At 55.0% G+C, this 13,374-nt stretch carries 12 protein-coding genes; 4 read left to right on the top strand and 8 right to left on the bottom strand.

The genetic code is table 11. From position 1 onward, the window contains the following. Positions 1-17: 17 nt before the first annotated feature. Positions 18-1,055: a rod shape-determining protein gene (locus LOS15_RS03925; RefSeq protein ID WP_263068258.1), complete on the bottom strand. Its 1,038-nt coding sequence runs from the start codon at positions 1,053-1,055 to the stop codon at positions 18-20. A 229-nt stretch (positions 1,056-1,284) separates the two neighbouring features. Between LOS15_RS03925 and gatC the strand changes: the two genes are divergently transcribed. From gatC to gatB, 3 genes are all read left to right on the top strand, one after another. Beyond that, a complete protein-coding gene (gene gatC / locus LOS15_RS03920; protein WP_263068257.1) occupies positions 1,285-1,572 on the top strand; it encodes an Asp-tRNA(Asn)/Glu-tRNA(Gln) amidotransferase subunit GatC in 288 nt (95 codons plus the stop codon). A gap of 85 nt (positions 1,573-1,657) precedes the next feature. Beyond that, positions 1,658-3,118, top strand: a complete 1,461-nt coding sequence (gatA, locus tag LOS15_RS03915) for an Asp-tRNA(Asn)/Glu-tRNA(Gln) amidotransferase subunit GatA (RefSeq protein ID WP_263068256.1) — start codon at positions 1,658-1,660, stop codon at positions 3,116-3,118. Then, positions 3,118-4,572: an Asp-tRNA(Asn)/Glu-tRNA(Gln) amidotransferase subunit GatB gene (gene gatB / locus LOS15_RS03910; protein WP_263068254.1), complete on the top strand. Its 1,455-nt coding sequence runs from the start codon at positions 3,118-3,120 to the stop codon at positions 4,570-4,572. Before gatA ends, gatB begins: the two co-directional genes overlap by 1 nt. A gap of 63 nt (positions 4,573-4,635) precedes the next feature. Here the strand turns inward: gatB and sixA are convergent, their stop codons facing one another. From sixA to LOS15_RS03890, 4 genes are all read right to left on the bottom strand, one after another. Continuing rightward, positions 4,636-5,130 (bottom strand): phosphohistidine phosphatase SixA, encoded by a 495-nt coding sequence (gene sixA, locus LOS15_RS03905; protein WP_263068253.1) that lies wholly within the window; start codon positions 5,128-5,130, stop codon positions 4,636-4,638. Continuing rightward, the gene (locus tag LOS15_RS03900) at positions 5,123-6,190 is read right to left on the bottom strand and encodes an NAD(P)H-dependent glycerol-3-phosphate dehydrogenase (protein WP_263068251.1); all 1,068 of its coding nucleotides are present in this window, start codon (positions 6,188-6,190) and stop codon (positions 5,123-5,125) included. The genes sixA and LOS15_RS03900 overlap by 8 nt, the downstream gene beginning before the upstream one ends. Before the next feature lie 99 nt (positions 6,191-6,289). Further along, on the bottom strand, positions 6,290-8,194 hold the full coding sequence (gene htpG, locus LOS15_RS03895) for a molecular chaperone HtpG (RefSeq protein WP_263068249.1): 1,905 nt from the start codon (positions 8,192-8,194) through the stop codon (positions 6,290-6,292). A gap of 98 nt (positions 8,195-8,292) precedes the next feature. Then, positions 8,293-8,583, bottom strand: a complete 291-nt coding sequence (locus tag LOS15_RS03890; RefSeq protein WP_411537460.1) for a YkvA family protein — start codon at positions 8,581-8,583, stop codon at positions 8,293-8,295. A 157-nt stretch (positions 8,584-8,740) separates the two neighbouring features. On the opposite strand from LOS15_RS03890, the gene LOS15_RS03885 reads away from it, so the two are divergent. Beyond that, a complete protein-coding gene (locus LOS15_RS03885; protein WP_263068246.1) occupies positions 8,741-10,690 on the top strand; it encodes a transglycosylase SLT domain-containing protein in 1,950 nt (649 codons plus the stop codon). A gap of 55 nt (positions 10,691-10,745) precedes the next feature. Here LOS15_RS03885 and LOS15_RS03880 read toward each other — a convergent pair whose 3' ends face one another. The 3 genes from LOS15_RS03880 to yegS all read right to left on the bottom strand — a co-directional run bounded on the left by LOS15_RS03880 (position 10,746) and on the right by yegS (position 13,339). Next, the gene (locus LOS15_RS03880) at positions 10,746-11,402 is read right to left on the bottom strand and encodes a LysE family translocator (protein WP_263069614.1); all 657 of its coding nucleotides are present in this window, start codon (positions 11,400-11,402) and stop codon (positions 10,746-10,748) included. 129 nt (positions 11,403-11,531) lie between these two features. Then, complete coding sequence (locus LOS15_RS03875) at positions 11,532-12,317, bottom strand: hypothetical protein (RefSeq protein ID WP_263068245.1); 786 nt, start codon at positions 12,315-12,317, stop codon at positions 11,532-11,534. A 68-nt stretch (positions 12,318-12,385) separates the two neighbouring features. Beyond that, positions 12,386-13,339, bottom strand: coding sequence for a lipid kinase YegS (gene yegS, locus LOS15_RS03870; RefSeq protein ID WP_263068244.1), 954 nt, complete (start codon positions 13,337-13,339; stop codon positions 12,386-12,388). Positions 13,340-13,374 lie beyond the last annotated feature (35 nt).

The raw sequence follows: 13,374 nt of genomic DNA, 5'->3' as shown, positions 1-13,374 counted from the left end.
CGCGATAACCGCTCTACTCAGTCGCTAGACAGCAGCTCAAAGGTGTGCTGATCAATCATTTCAAGCGCCTTACCGCCGCCACGGGCGACACAGGTAAGCGGGTCTTCTGCCACAATCACGGGTAAGCCTGTTTCTTCGGCAATCAGCTTATCAAGATCGCGCAATAAAGCCCCACCGCCAGTTAGCACCAAACCACGCTCGGCGATATCAGAGGCAAGCTCTGGCGGAGACTGTTCTAGCGCGCTCTTCACTGCCGCCACAATAGAGGCGAGCGTTTCCTGCAGCGCCTCTAAAATCTCATGAGAATTAAGCGTAAAGCTGCGCGGAATACCTTCGGCCAAATTACGTCCGCGCACGTCGATTTCACGCAATTCACCGCCTGGATAAGCGCAACCAATCTCTTCTTTGATGCGCTCTGCGGTGGCCTCACCAATCAGGCTGCCGTAATGACGACGCACATACGCAGTGATGGCCTCATCAAAACGGTCACCGCCGACGCGGATAGATTCTGAATACACCACGCCGTTGAGAGAAATAATCGCGATCTCGGTGGTGCCGCCACCGATATCCACTACCATCGAGCCCTGTGCCTCTTCTACCGGAAGTCCAGCACCAATAGCGGCCGCCATAGGCTCTTCAATTAGGAAGACTTCACGGGCGCCAGCCCCTTCGGCTGATTCGCGAATAGCACGCCGCTCAACCTGAGTAGACATGCACGGTACACAAACCAAAACCCGAGGGCTTGGTGTGAGAAAAGTGCTCTGATGAACTTTACGAATAAAGTGCTGAAGCATCTGCTCGGTAACGGTAAAGTCGGCGATAACGCCGTCTTTCATCGGGCGGATAGCCGTGATATTGCCAGGCGTGCGGCCAAGCATCCGTTTTGCATCGGTGCCTACCGACGCCACAGTGCGCATATTGCCAGACTGGCGAATGGCGACCACGGACGGTTCATCAAGAACGATGCCACGACCGCGTACGTAAATCAGTGTGTTGGCCGTACCCAGGTCGATCGATAGATCGCTGGAAAACAGCCCCCTCAGACGTTTGAACATGGATGTTGTTACCTAGTGCAGACCGGGAACCCTGTGCGGATGCAAACGGTATCACCGCAACCCCTTGGCAGCAAGCGCGAGTCACGCCCAACACTGCCCGAAAGAGTCAATATGTGGTACCTTTTGCGGCTATTTTCTATGTCTACCATATAAGACGAATTTAAGATGACCGTATGTATACCGCTTAACGCGGAATATGTTCCATCACATTTGCGAGGAAATCTCGATCATGGCGCTTGAAGACTCTCATGTACGCCGGGCCGCGCACTTAGCCCGGCTCGCCGTTAGCGATGACCAAGCCAGTGGCTTTGTGGACGATTTAAGCCGCATACTGGATATGGTCGACCAACTACAAAGCGTTGATACTGAAGGTGTTATGCCACTTGCACACCCTCTGGATGCCACCCAGCGTCTACGTGCCGACGAGGTAACGGAAACCAATCAGCGCGACAGCTTCCAGCGCTGCGCCCCTGCTGTAGAAGAAGGCCTCTACCTTGTACCGCGTGTCGTGGAATAAATAGCGAATTAAGCAGAGATAGCCTGCGCTGCCAGCGCCACTATTTTCCACCTCTCCTTTTCGCCCCGAACGGAGTTTCCGGGTCATGCATGATAAAACCGTTACCCAACTGGCCGCCGCGCTTAAAAGTGGTGAGTTTTCCAGTCGCGAGCTTACCTCGCACTTTTTACAGCGCATTGAGCAAGCCGATGGCACGCTCAACAGCTTTATCACGGTGACTGCTGAGCAAGCGCTCGAACAGGCTGAAGTTGCCGACCAGTCTCGCAAAGCGGGTAATGCTGGAACGTTGACAGGCATTCCACTGGCGCTGAAAGATATTTTTTGTACCCAAGGCGTCAAAACCAGCTGTGGCTCCAAAATGCTCGATAACTTTATCGCGCCCTACGATGCCACGGTGGTAGAAAAACTCAGGACGGCAGGTACCATCAGCCTGGGCAAAACCAATATGGATGAGTTCGCCATGGGCTCTTCCAACGAAAACAGTCATTTCGGCGCGGTCAAAAACCCCTGGGATCTGTCTGCCGTTCCCGGCGGCAGCTCCGGTGGCAGCGCTGCCGCCGTGTCAGCAGGGTTAGTACCTGCCGCCATGGGCACTGATACCGGTGGCTCTATTCGCCAACCCGCCGCGTTCTGCGGTATTACAGGTTTGAAGCCCACTTATGGCCGCGTATCGCGTTACGGCATGATCGCCTACGCTTCCAGCCTCGACCAAGCGGGCCCCATGGCGCGCACTGCTGAAGATTGCGCCCACCTGATGAACGTCATTGCCGGCCACGATGTGCGCGATTCCACTAGTGTCGCCCGCGGCGTGCCCGATTACACCGAAACCCTGAATGCCCCGCTCTCTGGCCTCAAAATTGGCCTTCCTAAAGAGTATTTCGGTGACGGCCTGGATCCCGAGGTAGAGAAAGCTATTCGCGCGGCGGTGAAAGAGTACGAATCCCTGGGTGCCACTGTGCGTGAAGTCAGCCTGCCGCATACGCATTATGCGATTCCGGCTTACTACGTCATCGCCCCCGCTGAAGCCTCCTCTAACCTGTCACGCTACGACGGCGTACGTTTCGGCCACCGCTGCAATGCACCTGCGGATCTCATTGACCTTTACACCCGCTCGCGGGCAGAAGGATTTGGTGAGGAAGTGAAGCGCCGTATCTTGATCGGCACGCATACGCTGTCCGAAGGCTTTTTTGACGCTTACTACACCAAAGCACAGAAAGTTCGTCGCTTGATCCGTCAGGATTTTCTCGATGCTTTTGAAGATGTGGATGTCTTGATGGGCCCGGCCTCACCCACGCCTGCGTTTGACCTTGGCGCGAAGAAAGACCCGGTATCCATGTACCTGCAAGATATCTACACCATTGCCGTCAACCTCGCGGGCATTCCCGGCATTAGCGTGCCCGCAGGCTTTGCGGGTGGCCGCCCCGTTGGGTTGCAGATTCTGGGCACCCACTTTGCCGAAGCGCAGCTGCTCAACGTTGCGCACCAGTTCCAGCAAGCCACCGACTGGCATCTTCAGCTGCCTGCCTTTGCCGAGGAGAACGCCTAATGCAATGGGAAACAGTGATTGGGCTGGAAGTCCACGTTCAGCTCGCAACGCGCTCTAAGATTTTTTCCGGTGCCTCCACCGCGTTCGGAGCCGAGCCAAACACCCAAGCCTGTGCCGTTGACTTAGGCCTGCCGGGCGTGCTGCCGGTACTCAACGAACAGGCAGTAGCGATGGCCGTGCAGTTTGGTTTAGCGGTTCATGCTGAGATCCCTGAAGTCTCAGTATTTGACCGTAAAAACTACTTCTACCCCGACTTGCCTAAGGGCTACCAAACCAGCCAGATGTACCACCCCATCGTCGGCGCTGGGGAAGTGGAAATCACTCTGGATGACGACACCACTAAACGGATTCGCATCCATCACGCCCACTTAGAAGAAGATGCGGGTAAGTCGCTGCACGAAGATTTCCACGGCATGACCGGTATCGATCTTAACCGCGCAGGCACACCGCTGCTGGAAATCGTTTCCGAGCCGGATATGCGCAGCGCCAAAGAGGCTGCCGCCTACCTGAAAGCAATCCACTCCATCGTCACCTATCTGGGCATTTCCGATGGCAACATGGCCGAAGGCTCGATGCGTTGCGACGTCAACGTCTCGGTGCGCCCCAAAGGGCAAGAAGCGTTTGGCACCCGGGCAGAGGTTAAAAACGTGAACTCGTTCCGCTTTGTGGAGCGCGCCATTGCGTTTGAAGTTGAGCGCCAAATAGAGCTGATTGAAGATGGCGGCAAGGTGGTTCAGGAAACTCGCCTGTTTGACCCTGAGCGCGATGAAACACGCAGCATGCGCACCAAGGAAGAAGCTAACGACTACCGCTACTTCCCCTGCCCAGACCTTCTTCCCGTGGTGCTGGATCAGGCGTATTTAGATCATTTGCGCAGCCAGCTGCCGGAACTACCTGCTGACAAGCGCGCCCGCTTCCAAACCGAGCTGAGCCTGTCCGCTTACGATGCCAATGTGCTGTCCGCGAGCCGCGAAATGGCAGAGTATTTCGAGCAGGTAAACCGGGTATGCGGTGATGCCAAACAGGCGGCCAACTGGGTACAAGGCGAGCTATCCGGTGCGCTTAACCGTGAAAACCTGAGCATTCAGAATAGCCCTGTCTCGGCGCAGCAGCTCGGCGAGCTTATCAGCCGCGTTCTCGATGACACCATTAACGGCAAAGCCGCTAAGCAGGTGTTTCAGGCGCTGTGGAACGGCCAGGGTGAAAGCGCAGACGCTATTATTGAAGCCAAAGGCTTGAAGCAAGTCACCGATACCGGCGCTATTGAAGCGATGATCGATCAAGTCATTGCAGAAAGCCCGGCACAAGTAGCGCAGTACCGCGATGCAGAGCCTGAAAAACGCGGCAAGATGATTGGTTACTTTGTTGGCCAAGTGATGAAAGCATCGCGCGGCACAGCCAACCCGCAGCAGGTAAACGGCGTGTTAAAAACGAAGCTAGATGCGCTCTTATAAGCTGCGCGACCGCTTACATTAGCATTAAAAGCGGCTGTTTCGGCAGCCGCTTTTTTTATGCCGCTATGGCAACTGGCTGGGCTGGGTAAAACGCTTGAGCTGTGCACAGCCAGCAGCCCAGACGTCTGCTTCGAGTTCGGCAATAGCGGCTGTGGGAAAGCCGACTCCCTGGCTGGACGCTCCCTCAACCAACAGGCCCACCAAGTCACCAACAAAAGGCATATGGCTTACCAAGATGATCGTTTGGTCTTCAGGCTGGCTCAGCAGCCAATCGCTCACCGCAGCGAGCGAATCATCCGGTGTTATGAAGTCCAGCGTATAAAGTGATACGCCCAGCGCCTCGCCAAGTTGCTGAGCGGTTTGCTGGGCGCGCGCATAAGGGCTTGCATACAGCGTGAGCTGCGGCAACTCGCCTTGCTCTTTTCGTGCGGCCAACCAACGCGCCATCGCGCTTGCTTCTTGCTCGCCCGTAAGCGTGAGCCGCCGCAAGTGATCAGGAACGCCAGGCCCAGCTTCACCATGGCGCATAATCAGCAGCCTGTTTGCGCCACTATTCATGCCAGCCACCGCTGTTGCGATGCGCCTGCTGAACCGCTTCACGGGGCAAGATAAACTCAACATCGCTGCTTTGTTCGCCCATCATCAGCGTGCCCGCCATCTCCTGGGCAGGCACACCGTCAAAGAGCACGCGATTTAAACCTTCGGCCAATGGCATATAAACACCCATTTCACGAGCTTTTTCACATACCAACTTCACCGTATTCACTCCCTCGGCAACTTGCCCAAGCGCCGAGACAGCTTCTTCTAGGCTGCGCCCTTCACCCATAGCAAATCCTACCCGATAGTTACGGGATAAGTTGGATGAGCAGGTAACAATTAAATCACCTACGCCTGCCAAGCCTAAAAAGGTCATGGGGTTAGCGCCCTGAGCCACCGCAAAGCGACTCATCTCTGCCAAGGCGCGGGTCATCAGCATGCTGCGCGTGTTTTCCCCCATTCCCAGCGCAGCCGCCATACCCGCAGCAATGGCATAGATATTTTTGAGCGCGCCCCCTAGCTCAACACCGTGACGGTCGTTGCTGGCGTATACGCGGAAATAGCGGCAGCCTAAAGCCTGCTGTACCCGCGTGCGTGTTAGCGCGTCCGCACTGGCGATGACCGTGGCGGTGAGCTGCTTGTCGGCTATTTCAGATGCCAAGTTAGGCCCAGCGATAACGCCAATGTGAGGAAAGCCGGTTTCTTGCTCGAGCACTTGGCTCATCAGTAAAAAACTATCTTGCTCTATACCTTTCGTGGTGCTGACCAAGATCTGCTCTGGCGACATCCAAGGCTTAGCCGCCTGTACCACGCTACGAAATGCCTTAGAGGGTATTGCAATCAATACTAACTCGGCATTTTCCAGCACGGTCTGCATATCGGTGGATGCCTGCACGACAGGATTTATCGCATAGTGCGGCAGGTAGCGCCCGTTGCGATGTTCCTGATTAATCTGCGCGACCAGCGCTTCATCACGCATCCACTGGCGCACATTAGCGCCGTTATCTGCTGCAATACTGGCCAATGCAGTTCCAAAACTACCGCCTCCCAGTACCGCGACATTGATCCGCTGCTCAGCCATAAGGATATCCTAATAGTAGGTCACTCGTAGGTTGCATACCTTAGCAAACTAAACGGCCCGCTTGGGTTTCAAGCGGGCCGTGGCAGCATTAGCTGTTCATCAAGCAGTTAATACCGTGTTAAGTCGTTTGACGTAGGCCGCTGGATCATCCAGCTGCCCGCCTTCAGCGATAATCGCTTGGTCAAGCAGAATATGGGCTAACTGAACAAACAGGTCACCCTCAGCATTTTCCAAACGCGCGACCAGAGCGTGGCTGGGATTTAGCTCAAGAATAGGCTTCACGTCGGGCAGCTTTTGACCAGCGGCTTCCATAATCCGGCGCATCTGATAGCCCATTTCATGCTCCGGCAGCACCACACAGGCAGGCGAATCAGTCAAACGGTGAGTGATTTTTACCTCTTGGACACCGTCGTTCAGCGCTTCTTTAACACGCTTCACTAGATCCTCTTTCGCCTTGGCGGTCTCTTCCTGGGCTTTTTTCTCGGCTTCGTCCTCGACGTCGCCTAGATCAAGCTCGCCTTTGGCCACATCAGCGAACGACTTGCCGTCAAACTCCGTTAGGTGGCTCATCAGCCACTCATCAATGCGGTCAGAAAGCAGCAATACCTCAATGCCTTTCTTGCGGAAAATCTCCAGGTGCGGGCTGTTTTTCGCTGCGTTAAAGCTATCCGCCACCACGTAGTAGATCTTCTTCTGGCCCTCTTTCATGCGCTCGACGTAATCCGCTAGGGAGTGCTCTTGGGCAGCCGTATCGGTATGCGTGGAAGCAAAACGCAGCAGTCCAGCGACTTTCTCGCGGTTGGTAAAGTCTTCGCCTGGGCCCTCTTTTAGCACACTGCCAAAGGTGTTCCAGAAGGTTTGATACTGCTCTTTATCCTTGGAGAGCTTTTTGAGCATATCCAGCGCACGCTTGGTCAGCGCACCTTTGATCTTGTCGACCTTGGGGTCCTGCTGGAGCAGCTCACGAGAGACGTTCAACGATAGATCCCGGGTATCTAGCACGCCTTTGATAAAGCGTAGGTAGAGCGGCAGGAACTGTTCGGCGTCATCCATGATAAAGACGCGCTGAACATAGAGCTTCACGCCACGTGAACCGTCACGGTCAAACATATCAAACGGCGCACGACCCGGCACATACAGCAAGCTGGTGTACTCTAGCTTGCCCTCGACCTTGTTGTGACTCCAGGTAAGCGGATCGCTGAAGTCGTGGGCGACGTGCTTGTAAAATGCTTTGTACTCATCATCGGACACCTCGCTCTTGGGGCGTGCCCACAGCGCGGTGGCTTCGTTGACAGTTTCCCAGGTAGTCACTTCACTACCTTCGATCTCGTTGCCTTCGTCGTCTTTTGCCGTTTCAGTTTTCGGCATGCGTACCGGCACTTCGATATGATCTGAGTACTTGCGCACTAGGCTTTGCAGGCGGTAGTCGTCGGCGAACTCTTTAGCATCCTCTTTTAGGTGCAGAGTAATTTCGGTGCCGTGAACCTCGCGCTCAATATCGGCAACGGTGAACTCGCCCTCGCCTTTGGAGCGCCACTCGACGCCTTCAGACGCCGCCGCGCCTGCCTTACGGGTGCGAACCGCAACTTCATCGGCCACAATAAAGCCTGAGTAGAAACCGACACCAAACTGACCGATCAGCTTGGCATCCTTCTGCTGCTCACCGGAGAGCTGCTTAAGGAACTCTGCCGTCCCCGAGCGCGCGATAGTACCCAAGTTGGCGATCACGTCTTCACGGTTCATACCTATGCCGTTATCGCGCAGGGTAATCGTGTTGGCGTCGCGGTCGTGCTCGATTTCGATACGCAGCTCGCTATCGCCTTCATACAGCGCGTCATTATCGAGCGCGGCATAGCGTAACTTGTCGCAGGCGTCTGCGGCGTTGGAAATCAACTCGCGTAAGAAAATCTCCCTGTTAGAGTACAGGGAGTGAATCATCAAGTTTAGGAGCTGCTTAACTTCCGTTTGAAAGCCAAGAGTTTCTTCGTGGGTCGCCGTTGTCATGCGCTTAGCCCTCATTGATCACGTGTTGCTTAGCGCTCATGCCTTTCAGCAGGAGCGGAAAAGGTGGTGAACTCAATATGGGGATAAGCAAAGATATTTCAAGAAGGTGTGCGCGAAGAAGCCGTCGCGGCTTCGCCGGCAAATTTCCATGCGCGATAATTGGCCAGCTGTGCATCAACACGGTTCAACAGCCAGCCCACGATCAAGACATCATCGATAATACCCAACAGTATCAGGAAATCGGGTATTAAATCGAAAGGCATCACCAAGTAGGCGAGCGCCAATGCCATAGTGCCAAACGCCGCCCAGGGAGTGGGCCTAAAGTCTCCCCGCAGTACATCACGCGTCATCGGTAAAAAAAGCTTTAGCGCACGCAAGATCCGTTTCATTGCCCAAGCGCGCGTTTTTAGTCGACGAAACAGCCAACAAGTGGATAATCGTGCCATCGTAATTGAATCCTCTAAGTGTCACGATTGTCAGAACATTGTTCACGCTTTAAGTTCACTGTAGCGGCTGTTTAGCCGCCAGCCAGCAAGAGGACTTGCCATGCAGGCTTTGCCTATACGTTCCACCCTTCGCAGCCTGTGTACGGCTGTATTGATAGGGTTACCGGTTGCTTCTTGGGCATCCTCTGACGCTGCGATGCGCGATGCACTGGAAGCAGCGCGTCAGCAGCAGTGGCAGCAGGTGGATGAGCATGCGATTGAGGGGCATGTCCTGAGGGGCTACGTTGAGTATCACCGCTTACGCGGTCAATTGCCGAATGTTTCGTCTAGCCAAATCCAGCGCTTCATAGACCAGTACGCCGACTCTCCCCTGTCCGAGTGGATGCGGGGTCAGGCGGTCGCTAAATACGGTCACGCAGGCCGCTTTGGCGACCTGCTGACAGTCGCTGATGGAGAGCCAGCAGGCACCGCCCGCCAGTGCTATTACTACACGGCTCTGCTGGATAGAGAGCCTCAGCTAGCGAAAGAAGCAGGCCTTGCTCTTTGGCGGGTGGGCAGCTCGCAGCCGGATGCCTGTAACGCTCTGTTCAACCGCCTTAGGGCTGATGGAACCATCGACGCTACCGCCATTTGGGAGCGCAAAATGCTGGCGTGGCAGTCAGGCGAGGAGCGCTTGAGCAGTTACTTAGGCGGGCTGTTAAGCGGTCAGTGGCAGACGGCCCGCAACACAGCTGCCTTAGTCGACAGCAATAGTCAGGCGCTCATCACAGCACCGGCGTGTCTGGGTCCTGAGTGTGCAGCCACCGCTGCTTTTTACAAAGCAGCCATGCAACGCTACACGCGAGAAAACACTCCAGGCGCCTTTGCCGCTTGGCAGGATATTAGGCCACGCTTGAACTTAGCAGCCGCCGACCAACAGGCAATTGAAGAAGAACTTGCCTTTTATGTTTTGGTACGCGATGTGCCGGGCACCCTAAATTGGGTCGACAGCGTCTTGCCGAGCTTGGAAAGTGAACGTGTACTGGAGCTGCGGGTTCGCCGCGCCCTGGCCGAACGCCAATGGGCAGACGTCATGCACTGGATTGCAGCAATGCCCGCCAGTCAGGAAGAGGGCAGCCGCTGGCAATATTGGCTTGCAAGGGCGAACCAAGCACTTGGCAACCATGATGCTGCCGATGCACGCTATCGTCAGGCAGCTACAGATCGCAGCTTTTATGGGTTTGCCGCCGCCGAACGGCTAAACCAACCCTATCAGCTCAACTTAGAGCGCAACCACTTTGATGAGGCCTCCCGAGCGCTAACGGCTCAGTTACCCGCCGTTCAGCGCACTGAGGCATTACTGCGCATTGGCGAAGAGGGGCTTGCCAACAGCGAGTGGCTGCACGCTGTCCGCAATGCCTCGTCTCAACAGGCACGTGCGCTTGCTGATTATGCTGCACACCAGCAGTGGCATGCCCGTCTCGTGCAAACCACCATTGCTGCTGAAATGTGGGATGCCCTCGACTGGCGCTTTCCCCCCGCTTATCGAGATAATTTCTTACACTGGGGACGTTTAACCGGTGTCGATCCATATTTATTAATGGCGATTACTCGCCGCGAAAGCGCCTATAACCCAGTCGCTCTCTCTCCCGCAGGTGCGCGCGGCCTAATGCAGTTGATGCCCGGTACCGCCAGCCAGGTCAGTCGCCAGCTGGGCCTTAACGACCCCGGCCCCTACGGTGTCTTAGAACCAGAGCTTAATATCCGTCTAGGAAGTACTTACCTGCGCGACAAGATCGAACGCTACCAGGGTAACCGCCTAGCCGCTGCAGCCGCGTACAATGCTGGGCCTGGGCGGGTAGATCAATGGTTGGGTAACGGTGTTGAGTCGTTCGATTTATTCGTTGAGAGCATCCCGTTTCGGGAAACTCGCAACTATGTGCAAGCCGTCCTGACTTATCGCGTAATTTTCGAAAGCTTAGCCAATGGCGGCAATAGTGAAGGTGTATCGCTGCTCAGCGAGAACGAGCAGGACGTGCGCTATGATCGGGCACTACTCGTTCGTCGTTAATCACTTACTCGGCGTTAATCATTTAGCTACTTTAATGGCCGCTACCAGCGCCCGGTTAAACCGGGCGCTGCTCTAACGCTAAGCGCACACCAAACATGATCAGTACAGCACCTGTGGCGGCATTGAGCGTTTGCGCAAACCGGGCGCTGGCCAACCATTTGCTCGCCCCTCCGACCATGAGCACCACGCTAATTTGCCAAATATTGGCAATCACAAAGTGAACACCGGCTAGCCATAACGACTTCAACAATGCAGGGTCGGTTGGCGCGATAAACTGGGGCAAAAACGCCATATAGAACACCACCGTTTTAGGGTTCAGCACATTAGAGAGCAGCCCCTCTTTTACCGGCTGCCAGATGGGCACTGGCGATGCCGATTGTAGAACGCTTTTAACGGGTAACGCCGTCCCACGGCGAGCTGCCAACAGGCTCGACACGCCTAACCAAATCAAATAGGCCGCTCCGGCAAGCTTAAGCAGATGAAAAGCCCACGCCGATTGGAGCAGAATGAAAGAGATCCCCAGCGCCGAAATAGTGGCATGCACAAACAGCCCGCAGCAAATCGCAACGCTTGTTACTACTCCATCGCGAACGCCACCGCGAGCGGTGTTTCGTATTACAAGCAGTGTATCTACCCCTGGGCTTATCGAAAGAAGCGTGATCGCAAGCAAAAAAGGCACGAACTGCCCGTCAATCAGGGTGGTTTGTAGCATCATGTAAGCTCAACAAGGAAGGTCAGCAGGCCCGTGGTACGGGCCTTTCTTAAGGGTGAGTATTTACTGGATCACATTTAGGCTCTCTAGCTCGGCACCTGTACTATTGGCGTTGGTAGCGTTTGCATTTTATTCTGCACGCGCGTCTTCAGCACCTTCTTCTTGGCTATTTGCAGACTCTAAGCTATCCGCTTCGGAGCCATAGGGCTCTAAACTATCACCAACTTCACCATTAACACGCTCCTGCTCGATCTCTTCAAACTGCTCGTTTAAGCGCTGCTGGGCTTCTTCAAAACGACGCTCAGTATCTTCGATCAATGCATCGACATCCGTCGATTCCAGGTCGTCCTCTAAACGTGTACTTTCAGGCAAACTGCTGTCCGTTTCCCAACTTGTTGGAAGATCTTCGCTCTCCATCGGCTCCAACGTCGTGGATTGCTGCTCTACTTCCTGAAACTGCTGCTCTAGCCGCTGCTGAGCCTCTTCAAAACGGCGTTCGGTTTCGGCGATGATGTCATCTACATCCGAGCGCGTGGTTTCCCCCGGCATGGCACTTGTTTCATCTAGCGCATCGTCAGGGTCGGTAGCTAACGTATCCTCACCCGCCTGTATCTCTTCTGCTTCTTGGGGCTGTTCCGTCAACGTGTCGTTATCGTCCGCTCGAAGCGCTTCGGCTTGCTCGAGTTCCTCTGCCGCTTGACGCGCTTCGACACTATCCTCAATTTCTTCAGGCTCAGGCATGTCAGCAGCGTTCTCCGCTGCAGCAGGCGCCTCTTCATTTTGAACCACCTCATCATCCGAGACGGATGACGCACTCTCTTCAGGGGCGACAGTAGGCTCTTCCTGACTGTCGCCACAGGCACTTAGTAGTAGTGCCAGGGCAGCAAGCGCAGGTATCCATAAACGATTTACCATCGAACCATTCTCCTCAGGTGGCTTTAGATATAATACTAGCAGCCGTTAAAAGGCAGCCGCATTGAGTCTTAGTTATTTGCTACCAACAGCGGGCACTTGTCAGGCAGCAGGACTTTCAGTGCCAGCGGCACCATTTCAACGGAGAAGCGGTCGTAATGCCGCGCCTCCCCGTCCAGTGTTAACGGCCAGGGAGGGTCATCCTGCTGAGTCGTGACAGTAAGCTGACTGACCGTGAAATAACTCACATACCGACCCTCTTCAGGGAACTGTTGCAACTCAGTTATTAACGTTGGCAGCTGTAAAACAGAGGTAAAGTCCCTAACCACCAGCACGTCCAAACGTCCATCGTCCAACTTAGCGCTGGGCGCTAAAACTTGTCCACCGCCCGACTGACGACCATTACCTAACGCTAACAGCAATAGCTCAGCACAACGCTCCTCGCCCCCCCAGTGCAATGTGCCACGATAACTTCGGTGTCTCCACGCTTTGAACGCACCCATGAGCGAATAAGCTCCTCCACCCAGCATGCGCTTTAGCATTTTGGGAGTAGACGAGGTGATTTCGGCTCCAAAGCCACCGGTCATCATGTTGATGTAGTAGCTGGTAAAACGCTCATCATTCGCTTCTGCAGACACGCGCAGCACATCAATCGGTGACGGCGAAAGCGTCAACGCTGCGGCTAGGGCAGGACCTGGTTCCAATGGCAGCCCCACAGAAGTCGCAAAATCATTGGCGCTGCCAAGCGGCACAATACCTAGCGCAGGACGCTGATCCTGCGCTAGCTGCATTAAGCCATTCACCACCTCATTGACCGTGCCATCGCCGCCGCAAGCCACCACGCACGTTGCGCCCAGTTCAACCGACTGGGCCGCAAACGCAGCAGCGTCGCCTCCCTCCCAGGTAGAGCGAACGGTAATATGCGTCCCTGCTTTCCTTTGCTCTTCAACGGCTTCGCGAAGCGCCGGATTACCGGCAGACTTACCATTAACGATAAGTAGATAACGCTGCTGTGAATCGTTCACCTAGGTTTTCCCTTTCCATGGTTAATTCGCTGCCA

The organism is Halomonas sp. 7T, from assembly GCF_025643255.1.
Lineage (GTDB): Bacteria > Pseudomonadota > Gammaproteobacteria > Pseudomonadales > Halomonadaceae > Vreelandella.
Note: the sequence above shows the minus strand (reverse complement) of the source record. Positions and strands in the feature narration are given on the sequence as shown.